General features: G+C 34.2%; 7 protein-coding genes. 5 read left to right on the forward strand and 2 right to left on the reverse strand.

The features are described 5' to 3' along the window. The first annotated feature begins 734 nt into the window (after positions 1 to 734). Both QZZ51_RS14595 and QZZ51_RS14600 read left to right on the forward strand, forming a co-directional pair. Positions 735 to 1,721 carry a ribonucleotide-diphosphate reductase subunit beta gene (locus QZZ51_RS14595; protein WP_291870965.1) on the forward strand — a complete coding sequence of 329 codons (987 nt, stop codon included), beginning with the start codon at positions 735 to 737 and terminating at the stop codon, positions 1,719 to 1,721. A gap of 132 nt (positions 1,722 to 1,853) precedes the next feature. Further along, positions 1,854 to 4,337 carry a ribonucleoside-diphosphate reductase subunit alpha gene (locus QZZ51_RS14600; RefSeq protein WP_291870967.1) on the forward strand — a complete coding sequence of 828 codons (2,484 nt, stop codon included), beginning with the start codon at positions 1,854 to 1,856 and terminating at the stop codon, positions 4,335 to 4,337. A 338-nt stretch (positions 4,338 to 4,675) separates the two neighbouring features. On the opposite strand, the gene QZZ51_RS14605 is transcribed toward QZZ51_RS14600, so the two are convergent. Then, entirely contained in the window at positions 4,676 to 5,323 is a 648-nt protein-coding gene (locus QZZ51_RS14605; RefSeq protein ID WP_291870969.1) for a gluconate 2-dehydrogenase subunit 3 family protein, read from the reverse strand. Further along, positions 5,323 to 7,038, reverse strand: a complete 1,716-nt coding sequence (locus QZZ51_RS14610) for a GMC family oxidoreductase (RefSeq protein ID WP_291870971.1) — start codon at positions 7,036 to 7,038, stop codon at positions 5,323 to 5,325. The genes QZZ51_RS14605 and QZZ51_RS14610 overlap by 1 nt, the downstream gene beginning before the upstream one ends. A gap of 269 nt (positions 7,039 to 7,307) precedes the next feature. On the opposite strand from QZZ51_RS14610, the gene QZZ51_RS14615 reads away from it, so the two are divergent. The 3 genes from QZZ51_RS14615 to QZZ51_RS14625 all read left to right on the forward strand — a co-directional run. Next, positions 7,308 to 8,213, forward strand: a complete 906-nt coding sequence (locus QZZ51_RS14615; protein WP_366511983.1) for a sugar phosphate isomerase/epimerase family protein — start codon at positions 7,308 to 7,310, stop codon at positions 8,211 to 8,213. Between the two features lie 128 nt (positions 8,214 to 8,341). Next, on the forward strand, positions 8,342 to 9,571 hold the full coding sequence (locus QZZ51_RS14620) for an MFS transporter (RefSeq protein ID WP_291870975.1): 1,230 nt from the start codon (positions 8,342 to 8,344) through the stop codon (positions 9,569 to 9,571). Between the two features lie 34 nt (positions 9,572 to 9,605). Next, a partial coding sequence (locus QZZ51_RS14625; protein ID WP_291870977.1) for a Gfo/Idh/MocA family oxidoreductase occupies positions 9,606 to 10,226 on the forward strand: 621 nt, incomplete at its 3' end.

Consider the following 10,226-nt stretch of genomic DNA (forward strand, 5'->3'; position numbering starts at 1 on the left):
TTAAATGTTAATCTAGATCGTGTAGAGGTTCGTAAATAGGAAAACAACAATTCAATGAATGCGTCCATGTTGCGAATTTCTTTTTCAAACAAGATTATTGGATTTTATTAACTTTTTAGACTAAAAACTCTTAAAATAGAGGGTAAATCCGTCTATTTTAATGAGGTTATTTAGTTATTTTTGTAGTAAAATACAGTTATATATTTTATTTTTTTTGCCAATATAAAAGTACGGTCCTAGGGCGCGTTATAATAAAAAAAGCGTGTGCTTTAATTAGTGATTCCGTCCAATGTATTATTACAGAATAATACAAGGTCTAATTTTTTAGAAATTGTATTACGTTGATTGTAGGTTTCGGGGGAACTACCTGAATTAGCATTATTGTAGTATTTATCTTTAATTAGATGCATTGGGGGGTCGTACAATTGGTAAGTGTTGTAAATTAAGGAGTTACATACTAATAGAAGATATTTTTAATAAACCAAGAAGTATATAAATTTAATACTTTTTGGTTTATTTTTTTTGTATTAATTCTTGGCATAATTTTATCTAAAAAGTATTTCTTTGTTAGGGCTTATAAACATTATAGCTGAACATACATTTCAACATACGGTGTTAAAAACTTTGTGGTGATATAACAAAATAACCCCTTTAATTTCAACCTTAATTTCACATCTTTGCTGATATATACAAAAGAACAGTTTTTGTATCAACACTAAAATCAATTAAGAATTATGTCTGTAGCCATAGAGCCTATTTTAGCCGAAAATAAAGATCGGTTTGTTATATTTCCAATTCAACACGATGACTTATGGGATTGGTATAAGAAACAGGAGGCTTGTATTTGGACAGCAGAAGAGATTGATTTACATGAAGATCTAACAGATTGGAAGAATAAATTAAATGACGATGAGCGTTATTTTATAAAGCATATATTGGCATTTTTTGCAGCTTCTGATGGTATTGTAAATGAAAATTTAGCAGAAAATTTTGTAAATGAAGTACAATATTCAGAGGCAAAATTTTTCTATGGTTTTCAAATCATGATGGAAAATATTCATTCCGAGACATATTCTCTTCTTATAGATACTTATGTTAAAGATGAAAAGGAAAAATCAATGCTTTTTCAGGCTATAGAAAATTTTCCGGCAATAAAGAAAAAGGCAGATTGGGCTTTAAAATGGATAGATTCACCAAGTTTTGCAGAGCGTTTAATTGCTTTTGCAGCCGTAGAGGGTATTTTCTTTTCGGGTTCTTTCTGCTCTATATATTGGCTTAAAAAGAGAGGATTAATGCCAGGCCTAGCATTCTCTAATGAATTAATTTCAAGAGATGAAGGCATGCATTGCGATTTTGCAGTTCACTTGCATAATCATCATATTGTAAATAAAGTGCCAAAAGAAAGAATCACTGAGATTTTAGTAGATGCACTTAATATTGAAAGAGAATTTATTACCGAGTCGTTACCCGTTAGCTTGATCGGAATGAATGCAAAGTTAATGACGCAATATCTAGAGTTCGTTACGGATCGTTTATTAGTAGAATTAGAATGCGATAAAGTATACAATTCTACCAACCCGTTCGATTTTATGGATATGATTTCCTTACAAGGAAAGACAAATTTCTTTGAGAAACGCGTTTCTGAATATCAAAAAGCAGGCGTGTTAAATACAGAGGATGATGAAGATTCTCAGAAGATTAGCTTTGATGCTGATTTCTAATTGTTAAGTCAACTTTGTTGTTGTCTTACACCCCATTAGTTTAATAGTAAACCTACAGAAAACTCGGATTTGCACGGTTGTATGACTTTGTGACCCCAAAATTTAACGTACCACTAAAACCATTGTAGCAATATGTATGTAGTAAAAAGAGACGGAAGAAAAGAACTAATAATGTTCGATAAAATAACCGCAAGAGTTCGTAAATTATGTTACGGATTAAATGCTTTAGTAGATCCACTTAAGGTGGCTATGAGAGTAATCGAAGGGTTGTATGATGGGGTAACTACTTCAGAGTTAGATAATTTGGCGGCAGAAACTGCAGCTACTATGACAACTACACACCCAGATTATGCTAAACTTGCTGCTCGTATATCTGTTTCTAACTTACATAAAAACACAAAAAAATCTTTCTCTGAAACAATGAAAGATTTGTATTTATATGTAAACCCTAGAACAGCAAAGGAATCTCCCTTGTTGTCTGATGAGGTTTATAATGTAATTATGGCGAATGCTGAAAAATTGGATTCTACCATAATATATAATCGAGATTTTGGGTACGATTATTTTGGTTTTAAAACATTAGAACGTTCTTATTTGTTAAAAATCAATGGTAATATAGCAGAACGTCCTCAGCATATGCTTATGCGTGTTTCTATAGGTATTCATTTAGATGATTTAGATGCAGCAATAGAGACGTATGAGTTAATGTCTAAAAAGTATTTTACACATGCTACGCCAACACTTTTTAATTCAGGAACTCCAAAACCACAAATGTCTTCTTGCTTTTTATTAGCGATGAAAGATGATAGTATTGATGGAATTTATGATACGTTAAAACAAACAGCGAAGATTTCGCAATCTGCAGGTGGAATAGGTTTATCTATTCATAATGTAAGAGCTACAGGGTCTTATATTGCTGGGACTAACGGTACTTCTAATGGTATTGTTCCAATGTTACAAGTTTTTAATGATACGGCAAGGTATGTAGATCAAGGAGGCGGAAAACGAAAAGGGAGTTTTGCAATCTATATGGAGCCATGGCATGCAGATATTTTTGAGTTTTTAGATCTTAAAAAGAATCATGGGAAAGAAGAAATGCGTGCAAGAGATTTATTCTATGCTATGTGGATTTCCGATTTATTCATGAGAAGAGTAGAGGCAAATGAAGAATGGACATTAATGTGTCCTAATGAATGTCCTGGTCTTTTCGAATGTCATAGTGAGGAGTTTGAGAAGTTGTATACTTCATATGAAGAACAAGGAAAAGGCCGTAAGACTATAAAGGCACGGGAGCTTTGGGAGAAGATATTAGAGTCTCAGATAGAGACAGGAACACCTTATATGCTTTATAAGGATGCTGCTAACCGTAAGAGTAACCAAAAGAACTTGGGGACTATACGCTCCTCTAACTTGTGTACGGAAATAATGGAGTACACCTCTCCAGACGAAGTAGCGGTTTGTAATTTGGCATCTATTGCGCTACCAATGTTTGTTAAAAATGGAGAATTTGATCATAAAGAATTAGCTAGGGTAACCAAGAGGGTAACAAGAAATTTAAACAAGGTAATAGATAGAAACTATTATCCAGTAAAGGAGGCAGAAAATTCCAACATGCGTCATAGACCAATTGGTTTAGGGGTGCAAGGTCTTGCAGATACTTTCATTATGTTGCGTTTGCCTTTTACTAGTGATAAAGCAAAAAAATTAAATCAAGAGATTTTTGAAACTCTGTATTTTGCCTCATTAACAGCTTCTATGGAAATGGCAAAGGAAGAAGGGACGTATTCTACTTATGAAGGTTCTCCAATGTCAAAAGGAGAATTTCAACATAATTTATGGGGGATAAAAGATGATGAGCTTTCTGGTAGATGGAATTGGGAAAAATTAAGAAAGGATATAGCTAAAGATGGAGTTCGTAATTCTTTATTAGTAGCACCTATGCCAACAGCTTCAACATCTCAAATTTTAGGAAACAACGAGTGTTTTGAGCCATATACGTCTAATATTTATACAAGAAGAGTGCTTTCTGGTGAGTTTATCGTAGTAAATAAACATTTATTAGAAGATTTAGTAGGTCTTGGTATGTGGGATGAGGGCATGAAGCAAGAATTAATGCGTGCTAATGGTTCTATACAGCATATAGAAACTATACCACAAGATATAAGAGAATTGTATAAGACAGTTTGGGAATTAAGTATGAAAGATATTATTGATATGAGTCGCCAAAGGGGTTACTTCATTGATCAAAGTCAGTCTTTAAACTTATTCATGGAAAATGCCAACAATGCAAAGTTAACTTCAATGCACTTTTATGCATGGAAAAGTGGCTTAAAAACTGGAATGTATTATTTACGTACCAAGGCGGCAGTAGATGCTATTAAATTCACCTTGGATAATACAAAGAAAAAAGAAGTTCCAGTTAGTATAGCTGCACAAGCAGAAGTTATTGCTGCTACACCAGGAGTCGAAGAAGCGGTTGCTATGGAGGTTAAACCGACGCCTGTTGTGCAACAAGGGCTAGATGTAAAACCATTAACACCCGCGGAGATGAAAGAAATGATAGCCAGAGCTAAAGAAGGGCAAGCGGATGACGATTGTTTAATGTGCGGATCATAATAAGTTAGTATTTATAATTATAAAAGCCTCCATATGTATATATGGAGGCTTTTGCTTTTACTTAATATGCAATACTAGATATTAAGTAAAATCTTATTTTGATTATAGGGGTAACTATTTTTTAAAACTTGGCTTAAATGCCAAAGCTGTAATATAGGCAACTATATACAAGGTTAGTAATATGATGTAATTATCCATTTAATAAGGGTATTTATAGTATATACATAATTATAACGCGGAAAGTTTATCATAATTACATTTTAATGTATAAAATAATGTTAATATATAGGTGTAATACATTTTACTAGTAAGCTTAATAATCTATTCTTTGGTATTACCTACAAAGACCAAGCTTTCCCTTTAGTAAGCTCCTTTATATCACCGCAACCAATATACTCTCCAGGAACAGGTAAGTAGGCAAGAACTTCTTCTCCTACATACTCTGATGTTTTATAACCCCAGATAGTCATACCTCTAAGTTTACTTGCAAAAGCATAGCTTGCAAGATCGTCGGCAAGATTTCCGGAACCATTTTCAGCTATCGCTGTTGTATATTCGGTTATGGCTTTTTCATTTGCTTTTTGTTCTTCTTTAGAAATTTTTAAGGCCTTTGCTAAAGTAGGCTCTAGGTCAACGGAATTAAGTTCTTCTAGTGTCTGCTTTCCAGAGTCTTTAAGTGCTTTGTTTATAAATTTCTCAAAAGTAAGTTTGCTAAAATCTTGTTGTTCTTTAGTCATTACTTCTTTAGAGAACCGATCAATAAAAAGATGCACTTGTACTTCTGAAGCAGACGGGGTATCTGTTTTAGGTAAAATAATATCTACCAAAGACGTTAAAATGGTTCCTTGTTCTTTCGTAAAAAAATCTGGTATCCATTCTAATACTTTTTCTGTTTTGCAACTTTGTACAATACTTAATAGAGTAGGTGTAGCTACGATGTAACCAAGAGACATACCCATGTTTTTTAATGCTTTCCTTCTATCCATTATAAGTTCCCTTTTTTAAGTTCTTGAGCAGCGTGGTTAGCGGCTCTGGCAGTAAAAGCCATATAGGTTAATGATGGGTTTACGCAACTAGAGGATGTCATAAATGACCCATCTGTAACATAAACATTAGGAACATCATGTACTTGGTTGTTCTTATTTAATACAGATGTTTTGCGATCTCTTCCCATACGCGCGGTTCCCATTTCATGAATTCCTAATCCTAGAGCAGCAGAAGTGTCATCATAACCTTCTACATCCTTAAGTCCGGCCTTAGTTAACATAGCTATGGCAGATTCTTTTATGTCCTTACGCATGTTTCGCTCATTTTCTTTTAATTCGGCATCAAACGTAACTGTAGGCAGTCCCCATTGATCTTTTTTGTCGTAATCTAAGGTGAATCTATTTTCTTCATACGGAAGAACTTCTCCAAACCCCATAATTCCGAAAGTCCATCCTCCTGGTTTTAAAATAGCTTCTTTTAAGTTTTTGCCATGAGATAATTCTGCTATAGAATCTTCCCAGTTATTTCTAGAGGCGCCTCCTTGATAACCAAACCCTCTTTTGTAAGCTTTAGTATTAGTATCTCCTCCTAGGTTTTTAAATCTAGGAATGTATACTCCATTTGGTTTTCTTCCTTTATAATATTTGTCTGTAAAACCGTCGACAATACCTCGGGCTCCAACTGCTAAATGATGGTCCATTATATTACGTCCTAATTGATCAGAAGTATTACCCATTCCATTGGGGAAACTTTCCGACTTAGATTGCATTAGTATAGAAGTCGATGCAATTGTCGATGCACATAAGAAGATTACTTTAGCTTTAAACTCAAAAGTTTCTTTGGTAACTCTATCAATCACTTTAACACCTGTTGCTTTTTTTGTTTTAGGGTCATAAATTACTTCATGAACAATAGAATCTGGTCTTAATGTCATGTTTCCTGTTCGCTCTGCTGCTGGTAGTGTAGAAGATAAACTGCTAAAATAGGCTCCAAAAGGACAGCCCCTAATACAGCGATTACGGAACTGGCATTTGCTTCTGCCGTCAAACTCTTTGGTTCCTGTGAGGTGTGCTACTCGGCCAGCTGTAATAATTCGACCGTCAAAATTTTCTGCTACTTTTTCTTTAACGTGTTGCTCAACACAATTAAGTTCCATCATTGGTAAAAACTTACCGTCTGGTAATTGAGATAAGCCTAAATTTTCTCCACTTACACCAATATATTCTTCTACTTTATCATACCAAGGGGCAATGTCTTTGTACCGAACTGGCCAGTCTATTGCAACGCCATCCTTTTTATTTGCTTCAAAATCAAGGTCACTCCAGCGATAACTATGTCTTCCCCATTGTAAAGAGCGCCCACCAACATGGTAGCCCCTCATCCAATCAAAACGCTTGGTTTCATTATAAGGATGTTCCAAGTCATTAACAAACCACATGGAACTAGCTGGTCTTGTAGTGTAACCTGTTCTACTTTGTTTCGGTTGTTTAGCTAATTCTTCTTGGGTGGATTGTCCTCCGTTTGGAAAATCCCATGGGTCTTTGTTTGCAGTTATATAATCTTCTATGTGTGTTACCATTCGACCACGTTCTAAAACTAAAGTCTTTAAACCATTTTCACATAGTTCTTTTGCGGCCCAACCTCCGCTAATGCCTGTGCCAACTACAATAGCATCATAAGATTCTTGTTCATCGTTATAATAAAATACACCCATATACAAATTGTTTATTCTCTAAGTTTACTAAATATAAAATAAATTTTCTACATTTAAATGCTTAATATGTTATCAATAGTTCACTATAACGTTATCGTAATTTGTAATTGTGCAATGTGATAGATGCCACTATTTTTGATCCTTCAGTCAATTCAACAAAATAATAAAAACCTATGAGAGATTTTTTTTTAAAGAAAAGCAGTGTTAAATTTTTCATTGTTTTTTTCATTGTAGGAGTCTATTCTTGCAAAGAAGTTAAAAAAGAAAATATGGAGAAAGAAGATGATGTTGTAGTGGTGATCGAAAAAATGCCTTTTTTTAAATTATCTCTTGCACAATGGTCTATGCATAGAATGGTTAGGGAAAAAGGGGTTAATCCTTATATTTTTGCTGAAAAAGCTAAAAAATGGGGGTTTACAGGATTAGAGTATGTAAGTCAATTATATAACCCAGAATTATCTAAAGCTAATTATTCTGATGAAGCTATGGCTAGTTTTGTAGAAAAGTGCAATGCGGAAGCAAAAAAGTATGGGATGGAAAATGTACTAATTATGGTAGATGGCCAAGGAGAATTGGCTGTTTCGGATTCTGCGAAGCGTAAGAACGCTGTGAAAAAACATTTTAAATGGGTCGATGCTGCAGCGGCTATGGGTTGCCATGCTATTAGAGTAAATCTTTTAGGGAGTGATGTTGTAGAAGAATGGAAAAAAAATTCTGTAGATGGTCTTACGCAATTAGCTACGTATGCTAAGACTAAAAATATAAATATTATTGTGGAAAATCACGGTGGCCTTTCTTCTAATGGGGCTTTAGTGGCAGAAGTTATGGAAACCGTAAATATGGATAATTGTGGTACTCTTCCAGATTTTGGTAATTTTTGTATTAAAAGAAATAACCCAAAAGATTATAAAGATGGATGTGCTGAAAGTTATGATAAATATAAAGGTGTAAAAGAATTAATGACGCGGGCAAAAGCCGTAAGTGCTAAATCTCATGATTTTGATGCCAATGGGAATGAAACCGAAATTGATTATACTAAAATGCTACAAATTGTAAAAGATGGAGGCTATACTGGCTTTATTGGAGTTGAATATGAGGGTAGTATTTTAGGAGAAGAAGCGGGGATAATAGCTACAAAACATTTATTGGTAAAAGCTTCTAAGGGAGTGCAGTAACCATTTAAATTAATGCATTGTTATTGCGCTTGAGCTATTTTTTAACTGTTTAACACCTGGTTTAATTAGGGGTACAAGATAGATAGGGGGTGTTAATAGTGCCAACAACTAATAAAATTAAGGAATAAATGAAACAAGAAAATAAGAATCAAATCTTTTTAGCTGCCTGTTTGGCTTTAATAGTTACTTCTATGACTTTCGCCATTAGAGCCGGAATTTTAACACAGCTAGGAATAGATTTTAATATTTCTAATAAAGAATTAGGTTGGATTAATAGTATGGCTTTTTTAGGATTCCCATTGGCTATGATAGTAGGTGGGTTATTGTATAACAGCTTAGGTGCAAAAAAATTATTAATAGTTGCTTTTGTATGTCACCTTGTTGGATTACTCATGACCATTTTTGCAGGTGGTTTTTGGACTTTGATTATTTCTACATTTTTTATAGGATTTGCAAATGGTTCGGTTGAGGCGGCATGTAACCCTATGATTGCAGAAATGTATACCAATAACAGAACAGCAATGTTAAACAAGTTTCATGTTTGGTTTCCAGGAGGTTTAGTTATAGGAGCTTTAGTTACTAAGTTTTTAACCGATGCTGGCATGGGTTGGCAAACATTAATTGCGACCATGTTTATTCCTACTTTAATATATGGTTATTTGGTATTCACTAAGGAATTTCCGCAAAATAAAAGTGCCGAATCTAATACCGCTAATAATATAAAGGCACTAGCAAACCCATTATTCTTTTTTATTATGGTTTGTATGACTTTAACAGCGGTTTCAGAATTTATTCCACAGCAATGGGTAGAAACTATTTTACGCAGCTCTGGTGCCAGCCCAATGTTAGTACTTGCTTTAGTAACGGGGATAATGGCTTTAGGAAGGTTTTTTGCTGGGCCAATTGTGCATAAATTAAACCCAACAGGAGTTCTTTGGATGTCTGCAATAATTACTACTGTAGCTATTTATTTTATGAGTATTGCCGATGGATCTATGATTTATGCTGCCGCAGCTTTATTTGCTTTAGGAGTATGTTACTTTTGGCCTACCATGATTGGTTTTGTTTCGGAATATTTACCAAAAACAGGGGCATTAGGTATGTCTTTAGTCGGTGGAGCAGGAATGTTTGCAACTTCTATGTGGAATCCTGTAATAGGTTCCTGGTTAGATGCAGAAAAAGAAACAGCACTAGCTTCTGGTTTATCTGAAGCTTTGGCAGATATTACAGCAGGAAAAGCAGTTTTAGGAATTGTGGTGTATTTTCCATTAGCATTAATTATTTTGTTTGGGATATTGTTTTTTATGCGAAATAAGATTGAAAAAAATAGAGTACATAGTATAGATATTGCAGAATAGATTGGTTTATAATAACAATAGTTATAAGATTTTCATGAGTAAAAAAATTAGAATGGGAATCCTCGGAGGTGGTGGAGATTCTCTTATTGGAGTATTACATAGGATTGCATCTCATATAAATGATAATTACCAAATTGTCGGAGCTGTATTTAGTTTAGATTTTGAAGCGAATATGGCTTTCGCAAAAGAGATAGATGTTCCTACAAACCGAATCTATAGAGATTTTGATACATTTATTGCCGAGGAAATGAAACTCCCGAAGGAAGAACGAATAGAAGTTTGTTCGGTACTTACGCCAAATTTTCTTCATTTTCCAATGGTAAAAAAGTTATTAGAAAATGGTTTTCATGTTATTTGTGAAAAGCCAATGACAACTAGCTTGGAAGAAGCGAAAATATTACAAAAGGCTCATGCTAAAGCAAAAACCGTTTTTGCTTTAACGCATACGTATACGGGGTACCCAATGGTACGCCAAATGAGAGAAATGATTAAAGCGGGTGCTTTAGGAAAAGTTCATAAAGTAGATGTTTGTTATTATCAAGGTTGGATGAATACTATAATTCATGATCAAGAAAAGAGATCTACAGTTTGGAGATTAGACCCTAAAAAAGCGGGAATGAGTTCTTGTATAGGAGATATTGGTGTACATGCATTT

Origin of the sequence: Maribacter sp. (genome assembly GCF_016744255.1) — a bacterium.
Taxonomy (GTDB): Bacteria; Bacteroidota; Bacteroidia; order Flavobacteriales; family Flavobacteriaceae; genus Maribacter_B.

Excerpts from the sequence above, each read along its gene's own strand:
- QZZ51_RS14595 (WP_291870965.1), top strand. The coding sequence starts at position 735 with ATGTCTGTAGCCATAGAGCCTATTTTAGCCGAAAATAAAGATCGGTTT.
- QZZ51_RS14620 (WP_291870975.1), top strand. The coding sequence starts at position 8,342 with ATGAAACAAGAAAATAAGAATCAAATCTTTTTAGCTGCCTGTTTGGCT.
- QZZ51_RS14615 (WP_366511983.1), top strand. The coding sequence starts at position 7,308 with ATGGAGAAAGAAGATGATGTTGTAGTGGTGATCGAAAAAATGCCTTTT.
- QZZ51_RS14605 (WP_291870969.1), bottom strand. The coding sequence starts at position 5,323 with ATGGATAGAAGGAAAGCATTAAAAAACATGGGTATGTCTCTTGGTTAC.
- QZZ51_RS14610 (WP_291870971.1), bottom strand. The coding sequence starts at position 7,038 with ATGGGTGTATTTTATTATAACGATGAACAAGAATCTTATGATGCTATT.
- QZZ51_RS14600 (WP_291870967.1), top strand. The coding sequence starts at position 1,854 with ATGTATGTAGTAAAAAGAGACGGAAGAAAAGAACTAATAATGTTCGAT.